14 protein-coding genes are annotated in these 18,078 nt (G+C 73.2%); 9 read left to right on the top strand and 5 right to left on the bottom strand.

All coding sequences use genetic code 11. The annotated features are described in order from the left end of the window. Positions 1-32 precede the first annotated feature (32 nt). The 5 genes from BS83_RS41480 to BS83_RS06010 all read right to left on the bottom strand — a co-directional run bounded on the left by BS83_RS41480 (position 33) and on the right by BS83_RS06010 (position 8,305). On the bottom strand, positions 33-1,643 hold the full coding sequence (locus tag BS83_RS41480; protein ID WP_157596961.1) for a hypothetical protein: 1,611 nt from the start codon (positions 1,641-1,643) through the stop codon (positions 33-35). Further along, complete coding sequence (locus tag BS83_RS06020) at positions 1,640-2,434, bottom strand: flagellar basal body-associated FliL family protein (RefSeq protein WP_037601711.1); 795 nt, start codon at positions 2,432-2,434, stop codon at positions 1,640-1,642. The genes BS83_RS41480 and BS83_RS06020 overlap by 4 nt, the downstream gene beginning before the upstream one ends. Continuing rightward, complete coding sequence (locus BS83_RS06015) at positions 2,431-3,255, bottom strand: hypothetical protein (RefSeq protein WP_157596959.1); 825 nt, start codon at positions 3,253-3,255, stop codon at positions 2,431-2,433. The genes BS83_RS06020 and BS83_RS06015 overlap by 4 nt, the downstream gene beginning before the upstream one ends. Before the next feature lie 35 nt (positions 3,256-3,290). Next, a complete protein-coding gene (locus BS83_RS41475; RefSeq protein WP_157596957.1) occupies positions 3,291-4,007 on the bottom strand; it encodes a hypothetical protein in 717 nt (238 codons plus the stop codon). Between the two features lie 395 nt (positions 4,008-4,402). Further along, positions 4,403-8,305: a non-ribosomal peptide synthetase family protein gene (locus tag BS83_RS06010; protein ID WP_084713166.1), complete on the bottom strand. Its 3,903-nt coding sequence runs from the start codon at positions 8,303-8,305 to the stop codon at positions 4,403-4,405. A 314-nt stretch (positions 8,306-8,619) separates the two neighbouring features. On the opposite strand from BS83_RS06010, the gene BS83_RS06005 reads away from it, so the two are divergent. From BS83_RS06005 to cysK, 9 genes are all read left to right on the top strand, one after another. Further along, positions 8,620-9,222 carry an NADPH-dependent FMN reductase gene (locus BS83_RS06005; protein WP_051942690.1) on the top strand — a complete coding sequence of 201 codons (603 nt, stop codon included), beginning with the start codon at positions 8,620-8,622 and terminating at the stop codon, positions 9,220-9,222. A gap of 81 nt (positions 9,223-9,303) precedes the next feature. Continuing rightward, positions 9,304-9,912 (top strand): serine O-acetyltransferase EpsC, encoded by a 609-nt coding sequence (epsC, locus tag BS83_RS06000; RefSeq protein WP_198035150.1) that lies wholly within the window; start codon positions 9,304-9,306, stop codon positions 9,910-9,912. Next, a complete protein-coding gene (locus tag BS83_RS48230; protein WP_269664836.1) occupies positions 9,909-10,040 on the top strand; it encodes a hypothetical protein in 132 nt (43 codons plus the stop codon). Before epsC ends, BS83_RS48230 begins: the two co-directional genes overlap by 4 nt. 53 nt (positions 10,041-10,093) lie before the next feature. Further along, entirely contained in the window at positions 10,094-11,119 is a 1,026-nt protein-coding gene (locus tag BS83_RS05995) for a PLP-dependent cysteine synthase family protein (RefSeq protein ID WP_037602809.1), read from the top strand. Then, complete coding sequence (locus tag BS83_RS05990) at positions 11,116-12,411, top strand: MFS transporter (protein ID WP_037601704.1); 1,296 nt, start codon at positions 11,116-11,118, stop codon at positions 12,409-12,411. The genes BS83_RS05995 and BS83_RS05990 overlap by 4 nt, the downstream gene beginning before the upstream one ends. Positions 12,412-12,488: 77 nt before the next feature. Further along, the gene (locus tag BS83_RS46295; protein ID WP_198035149.1) at positions 12,489-14,978 is read left to right on the top strand and encodes an ATP-grasp domain-containing protein; all 2,490 of its coding nucleotides are present in this window, start codon (positions 12,489-12,491) and stop codon (positions 14,976-14,978) included. Continuing rightward, complete coding sequence (locus tag BS83_RS05975; protein ID WP_037601702.1) at positions 14,975-15,760, top strand: hypothetical protein; 786 nt, start codon at positions 14,975-14,977, stop codon at positions 15,758-15,760. The genes BS83_RS46295 and BS83_RS05975 overlap by 4 nt, the downstream gene beginning before the upstream one ends. Beyond that, positions 15,757-17,019 carry an ATP-grasp domain-containing protein gene (locus tag BS83_RS05970; RefSeq protein ID WP_037601699.1) on the top strand — a complete coding sequence of 421 codons (1,263 nt, stop codon included), beginning with the start codon at positions 15,757-15,759 and terminating at the stop codon, positions 17,017-17,019. Before BS83_RS05975 ends, BS83_RS05970 begins: the two co-directional genes overlap by 4 nt. Before the next feature lie 121 nt (positions 17,020-17,140). Then, entirely contained in the window at positions 17,141-18,061 is a 921-nt protein-coding gene (cysK, locus tag BS83_RS05965) for a cysteine synthase A (protein WP_037601696.1), read from the top strand. The last annotated feature ends 17 nt before the right edge of the window (positions 18,062-18,078 follow it).

Genomic DNA, 18,078 nt, shown 5'->3' with positions numbered 1-18,078 from the left:
GGACGCACCCCCACACGGGCGGGCCGGTCGGCTCAGGACGCGCTGAGCATGCGGTACTGCAGGTCGGCGACCTGCTCGAAGTCGACGCTCGGCACCGCCTTGGGGTTGCTCATGACCACGAGCACCTCGGTGTCGCCCACCGAGAAGTAGCCGTAGAGGACGGACGGCTTCCCGCTGTGCGCGGGGGCCCTGCGGACGGACCCGGTGTCGAGGGCGCTGACCAGCGTCACCGTGGCGTCGGGCTCCGGGCCGACGGCGGCGGTGAGGTCGCCCGCGGTGCTCTCGACCGTGTCCGCGGCGGAGGCGCCCGTCGCGGAGCGGAACTGCTGCAGGTAGATCGCGGTGTGCGTCCCGTCGGGCATGGTCCAGCCCGTCGCGGCGATGTGGCGCAGCCCCGAGTCGTCGAAGGTGGCCTTCAGCAGGCTCGGCGAGGAGAGCAGGCCGAGGAAGGAACCGGTGGGCACCCAGCCGTTCCTGCCCGGCAGTGCCGCGTCCGGCTTCGCCCCCAGGGGGGACGGCAGCAGCAACTGCCGCAGGTCGACCCGGTGGATGTCGGTGGTGGGGGTCGGCAGACCCGCGTGCGGGGGCGGCAGCGTCGGCAGGGTCAGCGCGGGGAAGGTGTACCGGCCGTCGGCCGGCGTCTTCAGCCCGGGGATGTCCGTCCGCGCGGGCTGGGTGACCAGCACGGCGGCGACGAGCCCGACCACCGCGGTCACGGCGGCCGCCGAGCTCCACCGGCCGACCGTCCGCAGCCACGGCCGCGGCTTGCGCTCCTTCTGCGCGGTGGCGGGCAGGGCCCACACCACGCCACCGGGCGGCAGCGGCTGCTGCGGCGGGTACGGCTGACCGAACCCGGGCGGCGCGTAGGGCTGCGGCGCGGCCTGCTGCGGGTACGGCTGCGGATACGGCTGCGCGGGCACCCCCGCCGCGGCCACCGGCACCGGCGCGGGCACCCGCGGGTCCGGGGCCGTCGCCTGGGCCGGCACGGTGGGCGGCGCGGTCTCCGCCACGGGGGCGGCCTTGTCGAGCACGACGAGCGACGCCGCGGCGTCCGGCTCCCCGGCCGAACCGTCGGCGGACGTCGCCGCCGGAGCCAGGATCACCGTGGCGGTATCCGCCTCGGCGACGCCTCCAGCGGGAACCGCATCCGTCGGCGCGGCGGCGGACTTCGCGAGGATCACCGTGGCCGAATCGTCCGGGGTCACCTCCGCGGGCGCGGCATCCGCCGGAACCGTGTCCGTCGGAGCGGGCGCGGCGCCGGAAGCGCTCTCGCTCACCGCGTCACCCGCGACCTCGGCCGAAGCCGGGTCCGCCGGCGCTGCCACGGACTTCGGTTCCGCCGCGGGCGCACCGGCCGCATCGCCGTCGACCGGTGCGTCGTCAGCAGGCGCGGCATCCGCCGGGGTGGTGTCCCCCGATGCCGAGTCGTCCGTGACCGCCTCCGCCGGGACCGCGTCCGTCGGCACGGTGTCCGCAGCGGACTCCGTCTCCAGGGCAGGCGCGTCGGCGGATTCGGCCTCGCTCACCACGTCGTCCCCGGCCAGGGCCGGAGTCGCGTCCGCAGGCGCGGTGTCCGCCTCCGGCGCCGGGGACGCCGTGGGGGTCGGCTCGGGCTGAGGGGTGTCAGAAGTGGGAGTCGTCATACCTGGGCCGCCGGGGTCGCGAGTCGGGTCAGTTGCTGCCGGAGGAAGTCCGTCGCCGCCGACTGGGCGATCGGGCTGACGCCGTCGACCTGCATCGTGATCAGCAGGTCGCCCTCCACGTCCTCGCAGCGGAGCCGCTCGAGCGAGGAGGACGCGCCGAACGGGTTCGGCGGGAAGTAGCAGTGGGCGTGCGGGTATCCGGTGACGGTCGGGCCGGCGCGGTAGCCGCCGGTCAGGGAGGCGAGCCGCTGCAGCGCCGCGGACGCGGCGTCGCGGTGGGCCGGGCTCTCCTGCATCAGGGAGATCCGGAACTCCAGGCCGTCGTCGCTGTCCGCGTACCCGGCGACGGCGTACCCCTGGAGGTCGCTCAGCCCCAGCCGGCTCTGCAGGTCACCGCGCTTGCCCGCGTCGAGGAAGCGGTACTCCTCCAGGAACGCGGCGGAGTACTGACTCGGCGCCAGCACGTCGAAGCCGCCCAGGCCGGTGTCGTCCGCACCGGGCGCGTCCGCGGCCGGTACCGGCAGCAGCAGTTCGTCCAGGGGGCCGAAGTGGCTGCCGTCCGGGCGCACGCCGAACGCGGGCGCGAGGTAGGGCTTCTGCGCGACCGGCTTGGCCGCCGTGCCGGAGGACCGCGCGGCGAGGATCAGCGCGCCGGTCCCGCCGCCGACGGCGACCGCGGACAGGACGAACGCCGCGGCCAGCGCGACGAACCTGCCCCGCGAGCGCGGAGCCTTCGCGGGCTCGGTCGCGGGCGCCGGCGTCGCCTCCGGGGTGTGTGCCTCGGTGCTCACAGGCGCTCCAACTGGCTCTGGACGAGGGCCATGACGGCCTGCGCCGGGACCCGGTTCTGGTCGTAGATGTGGATGTCGAGCAGCAGGTCCCCGTGCCGCACGTACGCGCAGCCCACGTAGAAGTGCCCGCCGTCGCTGTAGCTGCGCGTCGCGCTGCCCGGGTAGACCATGCCGTCGCCGGAGTCGGGCACCGGGACCGGGTTCGGGCCGCAGTCCTGGCCCGCGTAGCCCTGCAGGTCCGTCAGGTCGGTCTTGACGTCCGCCTCGTTCGCCTTCTGGAACTGCACCAGCTGCACCAGCACGTCCCGGCTGCCCTGGCTCCAGCTCACCTGTGCCGCACGGCGGAAGCCGTGGTCGAGCAGCCAGCGGAACTCGCCGTCCGGGCGCTTGAAGTAGCGCGCGTAGTCGCCCTGCGAGAGCCAGCCGTCGGGGACGATGGTGGCGCCCGAGGGGGCGGAGCCCGCCGGGGCGGAGATCAGCAGTTTGGTCAGGTCCCCGTCGGTGCGCACGGCGTCGTCCTGGTCGGCGGTGAGCGCGGGCACGGCGCCCCGGCCCGCGGGGTAGTGGAGCGTGTCGCCCGCGAGGGGCGGCAGCGGAGTGGGCGGACGCTGGGCCTGGATCGCGTAGCCGGCGCCGCCACCGCCGGCGACGCCGAGCACCGCCGCGGCGGACAGCAGCAGCGCGATGCGCCGACGGGACCAGCGGCGGCGCTGCTTCGGCGGGGCCTCAGCCGGGTCGGGCGCGGGCAGGCCGGTGGAAGGGAGGGCCGACGGAGCCGGCTCGGGGGACGGCGCCGACTGCTCGGGCACGGGAGTTGTCACATCTTCTCCTGGACGATGCGTCGATACGTCGGCGTTCAGCGGCCGGTGTTGAGGCGCTGTTCCTGGCGCTGCATCAGCTGGGTGAGCAGGGCGCGGCTCGGCTTCCCCGGACCGGAGATGTCGATCTCGTACTCCACGTCGCCGTCGTGCGAGATCCCGATGACGAGGCCGTTGTTGCCGTTCGCGCCGCTCGGAGCGACCGACTGGCCCTTGGCCTGGGAGACGCCCGAGATGTCGAAGCTGTCGCCGTGCTCGAAGGACAGTCCGGAGACCCAGTCGGCGGAGTGCGAGGACCCGTCGAAGTGGATCAGCTGGACGTTGACGGTCCACACGCCGTCGTTGGTCCGGAAGGAGCGGAACGCTCCGCCCCGGCAGCCGTAGTCGTTCAGGATCCGGCGGCTGGTGGACGGGTTGTTCATGCCCTTGGCGATGTCGCCGCAGGTCTGCGCGTTGCCGTTCACGTCACCGAACACCTGGGCGCCGTCGGGGACGGGCAGCAGGAAGAAGCGCAGGTCCCCGCTGTGGGTGTTGCCGCTGACGGTGCCCTTGACGGTGGAGGTCGGGCTGGGCGCGACGGTCGGCGCTGTCGGCGTCGGCGAGGGGGTCGCGGAGGCGTGGCCGCTCGCCCCGCCGCTCGGCGTCGCGCTCGCACTCGGGCCGGCGCCCAGCGCAGTGGCGTGCTTCGAGCCGCTGCCTCCGACGGCCACCACGGCGCCCGCCGTCCCCGCCGCGACCACCAGCCATCCGGCCACCGCAAGCGCGATGTACGCACCCCGGCCGCGCGGACGACCTCCCTCGGGCGACGGCGGTCCGTACGGCATCGGCTGCCGCTGTCCGTACGGGACGGGCGGCGGCGGAACCGCCGGATACCCGGCCGGCGGAAGCGGCTGCCCCGGCGCGCCCGTGGGCGTCCCCGTGCTTTCGGGTTCCACGACAATTCCCCCACAGAACGATGAATGGCCATTCGGTGTCCGACGATCGCACCTCAAGGCGTCTGAGCTGCGAGTATGCCGCGACCCACAGGAAGTGCCCAACTTCTTTATATGATCGAGACCTTATTCCTGGTCACATTCCGGCAACCCCGGGGAATGGGCTGCCGGGATTACAGGAAAAGTCCTCCGATACCACCCCAATCGGTCCATGACACTCAGTCCGTCGCGGCGTGGACCGCCGCCAGGAGTTCGGCCACGCCGTGCTCCTTCAGCACGCTGTAGTGGTCCCCTTCCAGCTCGACGACGGTCGGGAGCCGGGTCGAGTAGCCGCTGTGCCTCTCGATGAACGAGTAGTCGTCGCCCCGCGCCTTGAAGATGGTGATCGGCGCCTCGATGGTGCGTTCCTTCAGCTCGTGGAAGCTGTAGTCGAATTCGTAGGTGGTGCCCACGATCCTGGTGATCCGCAGAATCGTCTCCCGGTCCAGCGACGGGAACAGGTCATGGACGAAGGCGACGAAACCGGCCTCGTCACGGGTGGCGGCCAGACAGGCGGCCAGCTCCGGCCCCTCGATCGTCCCCGCGAACACCGAGAAGAGGATGGTCACGTAGGCGGGGTTCGCCCAGGACGCCTCCCTGGCCCGGCCGTTCGGTGCGGGCGCGGCGGCGTCCTGGCCGCCGGGCCGGCCCAGCTGCGGATTGCCGGGGCAGATCAGGAAGAGCCGGTCGACCTTCTCGCCCGCCTGCTCCAGCTGCCAGGCCGCCTCGAAGGCCACGCGCGCCCCGAAGGAGTACCCCCACAGGGTGTACGGGCCGGCCGGTTGGACGCCGCGGATCTCGCCGAGGTCGGCGGCGGCCATCTCCCTGATCGTCGGGTACGGGGTCTCACCCGTGTTGATGCCGAAGGCCTGGACGCCGAAGAAGGGGCGGTCGAGTGCACCGGTCCCGCTGCCGAGCAGGCGCAGGTTCATCGGGTAGCCGCCGAGGCCGGGCCAGCAGAAGACGGGGCTGCGCGAGCCCTCGCGGGCGAGCGGGATCAGCCGGGACCCCGTGTCGGCGCCGCCCGCCGCGGCGTCGTCGATCCTGGCCGCGAGCTCGCGCAGCCTGGGCGCCTCGAAGATGACCTGGAGCGGCAGTCGGATGCCGTACTCCCGGTTGACCCGGTTGACCAGCGCCACCGAGATCAGCGAGTTCCCGCCGCAGGAGAAGAACTCGTCCAGCGCGGACACGTCCTCGTACCTCAGCGCCGCGCCCCACGCCTCGGCCAGCCACTTCTCGGTGGGCGTGGACGGCGGCTCGTACGGTCCCGTCTGCTGCGCCGCGCACACCTCCGGGGCCTTCGCCAGGGCCTTGGCGTCGATCTTGCCGTTGGCGGTCAACGGCAGCGCGTCCAGCACCAGGACCCGGTTGGGCAGCATGAAGTCGGGCAGGAACTGGGCCAGTTCGTCACGGATCATCTCCGCGGGGCCCTTGGTGTGCACGGAGTCCTCGTACATCCCCTCGCCGGCGACCTGTTCGTCGCTCACCCGGCCGCCGAGGAAGAAGTACGAGGCGCCGGTCGGGATGCCGTGCGCGCCCAGGATGTCGTCGAGGCGGCGGGCGGCGGGCAGCGGGTGGCCGGTCTTCGAGGAGTAGCCCGAGGGCATGAAGCCGAAGCCGGGGGTGCGCTGGAGCTGGTGCAGCCTGGCGCCCAGGCTGATGTACTCCAGCCACGGCTCGGGCGCGCGGCTGACCGCGCTGATGCCGAAGCCGGCCCGCGCGTAGACGCCCTGGTTGATCGCGATGACGTGCCTGGCCTCGATCACCTCGGTGCCGAGCGGTTCGAGCCGTCCGTCCCGGTAGCGGTACTGGCCGCCGGGCAGGTCGCCGACCAGGTCGCCGTGGGCCTGGACGAACAGCTCGGTGTGATCGGGGCGCGGGCGGCCGTCGTTGGCGGTGATCTCGAAGGTGCCAAGGTAGTGGTCCTCGGCCGCGACGTCCAGCGCCGCCTGTACCGGCTCCAGCAGGCCGACCGGCGTGACGGTCAGCCCGTGACCCGGCAGCACCTCCTCCAGGACGCCGAGCATGTGGCCGGCCTCGAACTCCAGCACCTCGAGGATGTTGTTCCGGTAGACCGGCTCGATGGCCCGTCGCTTGCCGAGGAAGTGCACCAGCAGCCCGCCGTCACGGCACTGTCCGGTGGGCTCGCCGACGCGCACCAGCGTGTGGTCGACCGGGTGGTAGTAGTGGACGCCCGCCCGGAGACCGGCCACCCCGCCACCCGACTCCAGGTAGAGCTGGGTGGCGTACAGCGCGCCCGGCGAGGCGTAGGAGTACTTCGGCAGCAGCCGTTCCGGACTGTGAAACTGGCCGAACCAGCGCAGGATCTCGCCGAGTTCGGCGAAGGTGAGCTGGTCGGGACGCCGCGCGTACGCGGACCCGGCTCGCGGCGCCAGCAGGGCGAGCAGATCCTCCCTGCTGACCCGGCCGCCCTCGTAGAAGCGGTAGGTCTTCCTGGCGAAGGTCTCCCTGCGCTGCTCGGGCGTCTCCGTCCGCCCGGGCAGCGCGGTGACCTGACGCCCGGCCAGCTCTTCTGGCTCGCGCAGACCGGGGTTGGAGAGCTGCGCCTTGACCTGGAGCTTCGACGCCTTGGACTGGTGATGGCCGCCGTGCGATCCCTGGTCCATGACGGCCGCGGTCTTCGGGTTCAGCTCCACGCAGGCGACCAGCGCCTGGTGGCCGGTCCTCGCGTCGTCGGTGACGATCGCGGCGGCCCTGCGCACCCAGGTGTGCTCCTCGATCCGCGCGGACACCTCCTCCAGCTCGACCCGGTACCCGCGGAGCTTGACCTGGTTGTCGGTGCGGCCGGCGAACTGCAGTGTCCCGTCCGGGTTCCACAGGCAGACGTCGCCGGTCCGGTAGAGGCGCTGGTCGGGACCGAACGGAGCGGCCACGAAGCGTTCGGCGGTCTGCTCGGGCCGTCCCAGATAGCCGCGGGCCACCTGGACGCCGCCCAGATACAGCTCACCCGGCTCGCCGATGTCGACCGGCGCCAGGCTCTCGTCCAGGACGTACGCGGACACGTCGTCCACGGGCACGCCGATGGGGACCGTGCAGGAGTCGCCGACCGTGTCGGCCAGGTCCTCGGGATCGACCTGGTGCGCGGTCGCGTTGATGGTGGTCTCGGTCGGGCCGTACAGGTTGACCAGCGAGACCCCCGGCATCTCGCGGAAGAAGTCCCTGGCCAGACTGTGCGTCAGCGCCTCCCCGCCGGAGAAGACCCGGCGCAGGCTGCCGCAGTCGGCGAAGCCCTCGGTGTCCAGCAACGCCTGGAGCAGCGTCGGCACGCACTGCAGGGTGGTGACCTCGTAGGCGCGAACGGTCTCCACCAGGGCCTGCGGGTCGCGGTAGATGCCGGGCTCGCCCATCACGACCCTGGCGCCCGCGGCCGGGGCGAGGATCTCCCACTGGGCGGCGTCGAAACTCATCGGCGTCTTCTGCAGCACGGTGACCTGCGGGCCGAGATGACCGCAGGAGCCGAGCCAGCGCAGCTGGCTGACGATGGAGCGGTGCTCGATCATCACGCCCTTGGGCTTGCCGGTGCTGCCCGAGGTGTAGATGACGTAGGCGAGGTTCTCCGCGCGGGGCTCCACCGGCACGGCGGCCGACGGGCCGTGCAGCTCGTCCTCGGGGGTGACGATCCTGGTCCCGGGCGGCGCGAGGGACAGCAGCCGGTCGCGCAGGTGGGGCTGGGTGACGACGACGGTCGTGCCGGAGTCCTCGATCATGTAGCGGAGCCGGTCCTCCGGGTAGTCGGGGGAGAGCGGCAGATAGGCGGCCCCCGCCGCGAGGATGCCCCAGGCGCCGACCATCAGGTCCGGCGACGGCTCGGTGAACAGGCCCACGCAGTCGTCCGGGCGGACCCCGAGTCCGGCCAGCCCCGCGCCCAGCTCCCGGCTCAGCTCGTGGAGCCGCCGGTAGGAGAGCCTTTCGCTCCGGAAGGCGACCGCGGTCGCGTCGGGCCGCTCGGCCGCCTGCCGGGCCAGCAGGTCGGACAGGCAGACGTCCGCGACCGCGGCGCCGGACCGGTCCGACGCGATGGTGCCGTTGGTGCCGTACGTGAGTGCGCTCGTGCTGTTCATGGTTCGTCCCCGCAACGTGAAGCTCGATGGGTGGCAGACCAGCCCCCGTGGACATGTGGCCCGACGCCGCGCCCGGCGTTCCCCGGCGCCCGTCGAGACGGAGCCGGGGAACGCTGCGGCGCAGGGCCCGGGTGCACTCCCCTCCACGGGGCACCCGGCCCCTGTTGAGCGGCCGGTGATCACAGTGCGGCGGACGGCTCCCTCGCCCCTCCCGGGCCGATACCGGGACGGGCCGGGATCGGCGCGGGACGCGTTCGGGAACGGCCTCGGCGAGTCTCTGAGCAGTCGAAAACCTGCGAACTGGGAGTGCCGCTGTGGCCAAGATCGTTCTCGTCTCCGGCAGCATCCGCCGGGACTCGCACAACACCGCCGTCCTGGAGACCGTCCGCCGTCTGGTGGGCGAGCGGCCCGACGCCGCCTCGCACGAGATCAGCTGGCTGTCCGTGGGCCTGCTGCCCTTCTACGACGCGGAGATCGAGCAGCAGGACAGCTCGGTCGCCGTGCGGGAGGCCAAGGCGCTGGTCGAGCAGGCGGACGCGGTCTTCATCAGCACGCCCTCCTACAACGGCGAGATGTCGGGGGCGCTCAAGAACGCGCTGGACTGGCTCTCCCGTCCGGGCGGCTCCTGCCCGCTCACCGGGAAGACCGTGGCCGTGACCAGCGCCTCCCCCGGCGCCCGGGGCGCGCTGGACGCCCAGCCGACGCTGACCGCCGTGCTCGGCCGCTGCGGCGCGGAGCTGGTGGCGCACGAGCCGGTCGCCGTCGGCCGGGCCGGCGCGCTGCGCGCCGAGGCGGGCGGGACCGCCTGCTTCACCGACCCCGACGTGCTGGCCGCCCTGGACAGCCTGGTCCGCGCGGTCTTCGCCACGTTGGACGCCCGCAACGAGGCCGGCAGCGACGCCCTCGTCGGCGCCTGACGGTCCGAACGCTCGCACCTCCCACTCCGCAGTACCGCACACCTCCCTCACCCGCACCGCAAGAAGAAGGGCCGATCCGACATGCCGGAGCCGACAGGCATCCTGAGCGTGCTCCGCGAGGACCTGCACGTGGTCGTCGAGCGCGATCCCTCCATCCGCAACCGCCGCGAGGCGCTGCTCCACCCCGCCCTGCCGGCGCTGTGGACGCACCGCGTCGCCCACCGGCTGCACCGCCGCGGGCGCCGCATGGCCGCCCGGATCCTCGCCTACCTCGCCCGGCGGGCCACCGGCGTCGAGATCCACCCGGGCGCCGAGCTCGGCCGCCGGGTCTTCATCGACCACGGCGCGGCCGTGGTGATCGGCGAGACGGCCCAGGTCGGCGACGACGTGACGATCTACCACCAGGTCACACTCGGCGCGGTCGGCTGGTGGAGCGACAACGACCGGCCCGAGGGGGAGCGCAGGCACCCCCGGGTGGGCAACGGCGTCGTCCTCGGCACGAACGCCACCGTGCTCGGCCCGGTGACCATCGAGGACCACGCCGTCATCGGCGCGCAGGCGCTGGTCAACAAGGACGTGCCCGCCTACGCCAGGGTGCTCGCCCAGACCGCGGTGGTCCGGCCGCTGCACGACCAGCCCCGGCTGATGGAGGACCTCTTCTCGCTCACGGCCTCGGCGGGGTCCTGGTGACCGCGCAGGCCCGCCGCGCCGCGCGGCGGCTGACGCACCGCCTCAGGCTCCGGGCGTACCGGCTCGTGCGGGACGTCTCCCGCGTCGAGGGCTCCCGCGTCGAGCACCTCCGCGGACGGCCCGCGTGAACGCCGCCGCCACCCGCTCCCGACCTCTTCCGCTCCGCAGTGAGGACCGCACCATGCCCCAGACCGTCGCCGACAGCGTCATCGACCTGGTCGGATCCACCCCGCTGCTGCGGCTGCGCCTGGACGGCGTGGGCGAGGAGGTGCGGATCCTCGCCAAGCTGGAGTCGGCCAACCCGCTCTCCAGCATCAAGGACCGTGCCGCGCTCTCCATGCTGCTCGCCGCCGAGCGACGCGGCGAGCTGCGTCCCGGCGGCACCGTCGTCGAGTCCACCTCGGGCAACACCGGCATCGCCCTGGCCTCGCTGGCCACCGCCCGCGGCTACCACTGCCTGATCGTGCTGCCGGACAACGCCTCGCGGGAACGCGTGCTGACGCTGCGGATGCTGGGTGCCGAGGTCGAGTTCACCGACTCCTCGCTCGGCTTCGCCGGCTGCGTGGAGCACGCGCAGCGGCGCGCCGCCGAACTGCCGGACTCCTGGTACGCGAGCCAGCACACCAACCCCGACAACGTGCGAGCCCACTACGAGACCACCGGACCGGAGATCTGGGACGCCACCGGCGGCCGGGTCGACGTGCTGGTCTGCTCGGTCGGCACCGGCGGCACGCTGACCGGCATCGCGAGTCACCTGCGCGAGCGCAATCCGCAGCTCAGGGTCGTCGCCGTCGAACCCGCAGGTTCCGCGCTGCTGTCCGGCGGCGAGCCCGGACCGCACCGCATCCCCGGGCTGAACGGCGGCTTCGTCAGCCCGGTCACCGACCTGACCCTGATCGACGAGGTGATCGCGGTCTCCGACGAGGAGGCCGCCGCCGCGACCCGGGCGATCGCCCGCCGGGCCGGGCTGCTGGTCGGCGTCTCCTCGGGGGCCGCCGCCCACGCCTGCGCGGTGCTGGCCCGCCGCCACGACCTCGCGGGCTCGACCGTGGTGACCGTCTTCCCCGACACCGGTGAGCGCTACCTGAGCTGGTGGCCCGCCGAGACGCCCGCGGAGACGCCCGCCGAGGCGTCCGCGGACCCGTCCCCGCAGGCGCCCGCCGGCGCCTCCGCCCAGAACCTCGTCACCGCGGGAGCGACCCGATGAACTTCAAGGACCTGCACCCCAACCTGCGGCTGCGCGTCGGCGTCGGCTTCGTCCAGCGCTTCTTCGACATCATGCTCGTTCCGCTGATGGTGATCCACTTCGCGAAGCTCTACGGCCCCGCCACCGCGGGCCTGATGACGCTGACCGTGTCGCTGGCCGCCATCACCTGCAACCTGGTCGGCGGGCACCTGTCCGACACCTACGGCCGCCGTCCGGTGCTGCTCGGCGGCGAGCTGGGCGCCTTCCTCGCCTACGCCGGTCTGGCCCTGGTCGCCTCGCCGGTCGGCGGCGGCGACGGCGTCGCGATGTTCGTCCTCTACCTGTGCGCCGCCTGCTCCGCGGGCACCGCGCTGCCGGCGAACGACGCCATGCTCGTCGACGTCACCACGACCGAGTCGCGGACGGCCGTCTACACGATCAACTACTGGTCCACCAACCTGGCCTTCATGCTCGGCTCGCTGGTCGGCGGCTTCTTCTACAACGGCTACTTCTTCCAACTCCTGGCTGCCGCCGCGGTGATGCTCGGGGCGAACTTCACCACCACGTTCTTCGGCATCAGCGAGACCGCGCCCGCCGAGGGCACCGCGAACCCGCGCGGCGTGAAGTCGGCCCTGGTCGGCTACGTGTCCGTGCTGCGCGACCGGGTCTTCCTGCGGCTGATCCTCGCCGCGCTGCTGGTCCGCTCGGTCGAGGTGCAGATCTCCTCCTCCATCGCGGTGCGGCTCGGCGACCACTTCACCACCCAGGACCTGATCCACATCGGCTCGTGGCAGCTGCGCGTCACCGGCGTCAACATGCTCGGCATCATGCGGGCGGTCAACACCCTGCTGGTCGTCTGCTGCGCCCTCTGGCTCGGCAAGCTGCTGGGCAGGGTCGACGAGCGGCGGCGGCTGATGGTCGGCCTGGTGATCTTCACCCTCGGCTACATGGTCTGGGCGGTGAGCGGCGACGCCTGGACGCTGATCGTGGCGACCTTCGTGGTGACCGCCGGCGAGCTGATGAGCGCGCCGGTCAAGCAGACCCTGCTGGCCAACGCGGTCCCCGACCACTCGCGCACCAAGTACATGGCCGCCTACGGGCTCCAGATCCGGCTCGGCCTGCTGGTCGGCTCCCTCTGCGTCACCCTGAGCGCCGTCGTGCCCAGCTGGGGCATGGCCGTCCTCTACGCGGTCTTCGGCGCCGCGGCCATGGTCCTGTACCGCGCCCTCTTCCGTGCCCAGGACGCCCAGGAGGCCGCCCGCGCGGCCGGCCCGGCCGCCTCGGCCGCACCCGAGTCCGCGGTGGCCCGATGAGCACGCAGCGAGCGACGACGAGCTCCGCCGCGCACCCCCGAGACCTTCCCCACCCCTCCGAGAGGACCCGAACCGCCATGACCGCCAACCACCGGATCCTGATGGTCCAGCCCTACCGCCAGCTGGTGGAGAAGGCAGCGGCCGCCGGATTCCAGGTCTGGTCGATCTGGGACCCGACCCTGCAGTCCGAGGCCTATCTGGCCGACGTCGCCGCGCACTCCGCCGACCTGCTCCACGTCGACTTCGAGGACGAGGCCGCCCTGCGGGCCCTGGTCCGCGAGACCGCCCTGGCCCACGACGTCGCCCACATCCTGCATCTGGGCCAGGAGGCCACGATGCTGGCGGTGGTGGAGGAGGCCGAGGCGCTCGGGCTGGCCGTCAACCCGGTGCGGGCGGTGCGCTTTCTCAACGACAAGGCGCTGACCCGGCAGCTGCTCGCCGAGCGCGGGCTCTCGCCGGTGCGCACCGCGGTGGCCGCGACGGCGGGCGAGGTCCCGGCGCTGATGGAGGCCTTCGGCTACCCGGCGGTGGTCAAGCCGACCCGGCTGGCGGGCAGCGCCGCGGTGCGGCTGGTGCACGGACCCGAGGACCTGGGCGCCTGGCGCGGCGAGATCGACGACTTCGGCTACCAGGGCCCGGTGGTGCTGGAGGAGTACCTGGAGGGACCGGAGTTCAGCGTCGAGACGCTCAGCGCCGGCGGTGTCCACCAGGTCGTCGGCATCACCGCGAAGCGGGTCACCGACGGGCCGCTCTTCGTGGAGACCGGGCAGCTCTTCCCGGCGCCGCTCCCGGCCGACACCGCGCGCGACGTGCGGGAGCTGGTCGTCGCCCTGCTGGACGCCGCCGGGCACCGCTTCGGCCCGGCCCACACCGAGATCATCCTGACCGCGGCCGGGCCGCGCGTCGTCGAGTCGCAGGCGCGGCTGGGCGGTGACCGGATCCCGCAGCTGATCCGTATCGCCACCGGCTTCGACATCGAGGCGGCGATCTTCGAGGCCCTGGCCGGGCGCGACGTCGTGCCCGCTCCGGCCGTCAGGTCCGCCGCGATCTCCTTCTTCCAGCTGGAGCCGGGGCCGATCACCGCCGTCGGCGGACTCGACGCGATCGGCCGGCTGGGCCACGTCCACGACCTGAACTTCCCCTACGGGCCCGGCGACCGGCTGCCGGTCACGGTGCACTCGGGCAGCCGGCACGGTTTCGTGATCGTCGACGGGTCCGACGCCGAGCAGACCGAGCAGCGGGCCGCCGCGGCCAAGGCGCTGCTGCGGCTGACCCGGCCGGACGCCCCGGCGGTCGGCCGAGGATCCGCCGCGGCCATGGACCCGGCGAAGACCCTGCTCGTCCTCGGCCACCTCACCGAGCCGCTGCGGATCGCCAAGTCGCTGGGCCTGCACGTGATCCTGATCCAGCACAAGGACAGGTTCGAGCCGGAGCAGGCGCAGCTCGCCGACGTCACCTTCGTCGCCGACTTCACGGACTGGACCGTGGTGGAGCCGCTGGTCAGGGCGGCCCACCAGCGCTGGCCCTTCGCCGCCGCGCTCTCCCTGACCGAGCCGGGGCTGGAGATCGCCGGACGGGTCAACGACATGTTCGGCCTGGGCGGGACCAGTTGGTCCGCGGCCAACCTGCTCCGCGACAAGCTCGCCATGCGACGTCATCTCGCGGTGACCGCGCCGCAGTTCGCGATCGGCGCGGAGCCGCTGGTGGACCGGCACAGCATGGCCGCCTTCGGGCGCGCGCACGGCTACCCCTTCGTGGTGAAGCCGGTCGACCTGACCGCCGGGTTCGGCATCTTCAAGGTCCAGGGCCCCGAGCAGCTCGACGAGGTCTGGCAGCGGATCGGCGCGGCCAGGCAGACCGGCGTCGACCGGGGCAGCACGCTCTATCGGCTCGACGACTACCTGATGGAGGAGTACATCCCCGGACCGGAGTTCAGCGTCGAGTCGTTCAGCTTCGGCGGCCGCCACGTGCTGGTCGCGATCACCGAGAAGCTCGTCGACGAGACCCACTTCGCCGAACTGGGCCACGCCCTGCCGGCCCGGCTGGAGCCGGAGCAGGAGCGCGGCGTCGAGCAGGCGGTCGCCGCGTTCCTCGACGCGATGGGCGTCCAGGACGGCCCCGGCCACACCGAGCTGCGGCTCTCGCCCCGGGGACCGCTGATCATCGAGGGCCACAACCGCAACGGCGGCGGCCGGATCCAGAGCCTGGTCGAGGCGGCCTACGGCATCGACCTGGTCCGATACGCACTCGCCTGGCCGTTCGGCCTGGTCGACGCACTGGAACAGCGGCCGACGGCCCGCGCCGCCGCCTGCGCCCGCGGCGTCATCGGCCGCGAGGGGACCGTCCGCGAGGTCGAGGGCGTGACGGAGCTGCGCGCCCACCCCGACGTGATCGCCCTGGACCTCGCCGCCCGGCCGGGCACGGTCGTGCCGGCGACCAGGGACAACTGGGACCGCCTCGGGATGCTCGCCGTCACCGCCGCCGACACCGACAAGGCCGTGCTGCTCTGCGAGGAGCTGCTGGCGACCCGGCTGACCATCCGCATGGAAGGCGAGGAGCAGTCATGACCACCCTGGTGATCCTCCACCGCGCCTCGCTCGGCGAACTGCCGTACGGCCAGTGGCTCGGCGACACCGGCCACCGCATCGTGCGGATCGGCGACACCGAGCTCCCCGGCTTCGCCGACACCGCCGCCGCCGAGCTGGCGGTCCTGCGGACCGCCGCCCGTACGCCCGTCGCAGGCGTGATCGCCCTGCACCCGGACGACCAGATCCGGGCGGGCTCGCTCCGCGACCACCTGTGCCTGCCGGGCCAGACCCGCGACCAGGCCCTGGCGGGGGCCGACCTGATCCTGGCCGGCGAACTGCTGGCCGCCGCCGGGGTTCCCACGCTGCCGCGCGCGGCGGCGGGCCGGATCCCCGACCTCTACCGGGCCGCGCACGCCTGGGGCTACCCGCTGGCCGTCCGGCGGCGGCGCGGCGCCGAGCGCGGGGTCGTCGCGGAGCTGACCGACGAGGCGGCCCTGCGGGCCTTCGCCCGGGGCGGGCTGACCGAGGGCGAGCGGAGCACCGCCGCCCTGGTGGTGGAGCCGATGACCCTCGGCGAGCGGCACCGCGGTCCCGGGCTCCCGGTGACCGACGCCGCGCTGACCGCCCTCGCCCCGTCGGCGGGCCACCCACTGGAGGTCGACGCGGTGCGGGACGCCCATGGCGCGTGGGTGGTGGACCGGGTCCGGTACACCGGCCACACGGCGCCCACCCGCGCCCTGGTCCGCGCCCAGGCCGGCGTGGAAGGACCGTCCCCGATGGCGCGACGGTCGACGAACGAGCTGCTGGAGACGGTCCGATGAGTGTCATAGTCCTGCACCAGGTCGGCTCGGTGCACGCCGTCCCCTACGACCGCTGGCTCGCCGACCACGAGGACGACGTGCTGCTGCTGGCCTGCCCGGACAATCTGGCCAGGGTCGGCGAGGAGATCCCGGAGAGCGGCTCCGGCTACGCGTACACCGAGGCGGTCGCGGGCTACGACGCCAGCGGCGCGCTGGAGGAGCGGGTCGTCGACCTGGCCCGCGAACGCGGCGTCACCCACGTCCTCGCCAGCCATGAGCGCGACCTGGAACGAGCCGCCGCACTGCGGGAGTTCCTCGGACTTCCGGGCCAGCAGCCGGACTCGGTACTGCCGTTCAGGGACAAGGCGGTCATGAAGGAGCTCGCGGCGGCGGCCGGGGTGCGGGTGGCCGCGCACCGGCAGATCGAGACGGCCACCGACATCCTGTCCTTCGCCGCCGAGTACGGGTACCCCGTCGTGCTCAAGCCCAGGGACAGCGCCGGCTCGGTCGGCCTGCGCATCCTGGAGACCCCGGACGAGCTGGACGCCTATCTGGCCGACGACTTCGACCTGTACGGGGCGGGCCAGCCCAACCTGATCGCCGAGCAGTACGTGCCCGGCGCCCTCTGCCACGTGGACGGCCTGGTCCGCGGCGGCCGGACCGCCATGGCCTGGCCCTCGCAGTACCAGTACCCGCTGGCGACCTTCGCCACCGACACCGGGCCGCGGATCGACCTCACCCTGGACCCGGAGGACCCCCTCACCCACCGCCTGCTCGCCTTCGCCGAGCGGCTGCTGGAGGTGATGCCGGGCCCGGAGAACTTCGCCTTCCACGCGGAGGTGTTCCACACCCCCGACGACGAGCTGGTGCTCTGCGAGATCGCCTGCCGCACCGGAGGCGCGGCCATCCGCGACGTGGTCGGCCTGCTCTTCGGCGCGGATCCGACCGAGAGCTGGCTGCGGGCGGAGCTCGGACTGCCGGTTCCGGTGGCCGAAGCGCAGCAGGACCGGTTGCCGGAACCGCGCATGATGACCGGTCAGCTGGTGCTGATGAAGCGCCCCGGACGAGTCGTCGCGGTACCTGAGGCCGCCCCGGACCTGCCCTGGATCGAGCGTTTCCGGGTCTTCGTCACGCCGGGGCAGACCATGGCGGCGGCCAGGACCTCCTCCGACTTCCTGTGCACGGTGCTGGTTTCGGGCCGCAGCCGGTCCGAGGTGGAGCAGCGGCTGCGGCAGGTCGAGCAGTGGTTCCTCGGCGGACTGGTCCTGGAGACCCGGTAGTCGGGACCGGGCGTGGTCCTGGGGCGGGACCGGCACGGGAAGGCTTCGGGACCGGGGACGGCCAGGCTGGGTGCAAGCCAGGAACGAAGCCGCTCCGTCTCTCCGCAGTGAGGACCGCACCATGCCCCAGACCGTCGCCGACAGCATCACCGACCTGGTCGGCTCCACCCCGCTGCTGCGGCTCCGCCTCGAAGGCGTCACCGACGAGGTGCGGGTCCTCGCCAAGCTGGAATCGGCCAACCCGCTCTCCAGCGTCAAGGACCGCGCCGCGCTCTACATGCTGCGCGCGGCCGAGGAACGCGGGGAGCTGCGTCCCGGCGGCACCGTCGTCGAGTCCACCTCCGGCAACACCGGCATCGCGCTGGCGGCCTTCGCCGCGGCGCGCGGCTACCGCTGCGTCATCGTGCTGCCGGACAGCGCCACCCAGGAACGGATCTCGCTGCTCACCGCGCTCGGCGCGGAGGTGGTGCGGACCGGGAGGGACGAGGGCTACCAGGGCGCGATCGCCAGGGCCGAGGAGATCCACGCGGCCACGCCGGGCTCCTGGTACACCTGCCAGCACGAGAACCCCGACAACGTGCGGGCCCACTACGAGACCACCGGGCCGGAGATCTGGACCGGGACCGGCGGCGAGGTCGACGTTCTGGTCTGCGGCGTCGGCACCGGCGGCACCCTGACCGGGATCGCCAGGTACCTCAAGGAGCGCAAGCCCGAGGTGCACGTGGTGGCGGTCGAGCCGGAGAGCTCGCCCGTGCTCTCCCTCGGCACCGCGGGCCAGCACCGCATCCCCGGCCTCAACGGCGGCTTCGTGGCCGGCACCACCGACGTGTCGCTGATCGACGAGGTCGTCACGGTCTCCGACGAGGACGCCATGGGGACCGCCCGCGCGCTGGCACGCGGCCAGGGCGTCCTCACCGGGGTCTCGGCGGGGGCCGCCGTGCACGCCTGCGCCCGGCTCGCCGCGAAGCCCGCGTACGCGGGTCGGACCGTCGTCACGGTGCTGCCCGACACCGGCGAGCGCTACCTCAGTCTCTGGGCCTGATCCCGTACTTCGCCCGT

Origin of the sequence: Streptacidiphilus rugosus AM-16, assembly GCF_000744655.1 — a bacterium.
Taxonomy (GTDB): Bacteria; Actinomycetota; Actinomycetes; order Streptomycetales; family Streptomycetaceae; genus Streptacidiphilus; species Streptacidiphilus rugosus.
The sequence above is the reverse complement of the archived record's forward strand: the minus strand, read 5'-3'. Positions and strand labels throughout refer to the sequence as shown.

What these genes read in the sequence shown, in the direction of transcription:
- BS83_RS05995 (WP_037602809.1), top strand. Translation starts at nt 10,094, where the DNA reads ATGCCCCAGACCGTCGCCGACAGCGTCATCGACCTGGTCGGATCCACC.
- BS83_RS05975 (WP_037601702.1), top strand. Translation starts at nt 14,975, where the DNA reads ATGACCACCCTGGTGATCCTCCACCGCGCCTCGCTCGGCGAACTGCCG.
- BS83_RS05990 (WP_037601704.1), top strand. Translation starts at nt 11,116, where the DNA reads ATGAACTTCAAGGACCTGCACCCCAACCTGCGGCTGCGCGTCGGCGTC.
- BS83_RS41480 (WP_157596961.1), bottom strand. Translation starts at nt 1,643, where the DNA reads ATGACGACTCCCACTTCTGACACCCCTCAGCCCGAGCCGACCCCCACG.
- cysK (WP_037601696.1), top strand. Translation starts at nt 17,141, where the DNA reads ATGCCCCAGACCGTCGCCGACAGCATCACCGACCTGGTCGGCTCCACC.
- BS83_RS05970 (WP_037601699.1), top strand. Translation starts at nt 15,757, where the DNA reads ATGAGTGTCATAGTCCTGCACCAGGTCGGCTCGGTGCACGCCGTCCCC.
- BS83_RS46295 (WP_198035149.1), top strand. Translation starts at nt 12,489, where the DNA reads ATGACCGCCAACCACCGGATCCTGATGGTCCAGCCCTACCGCCAGCTG.
- epsC (WP_198035150.1), top strand. Translation starts at nt 9,304, where the DNA reads ATGCCGGAGCCGACAGGCATCCTGAGCGTGCTCCGCGAGGACCTGCAC.
- BS83_RS06010 (WP_084713166.1), bottom strand. Translation starts at nt 8,305, where the DNA reads ATGAACAGCACGAGCGCACTCACGTACGGCACCAACGGCACCATCGCG.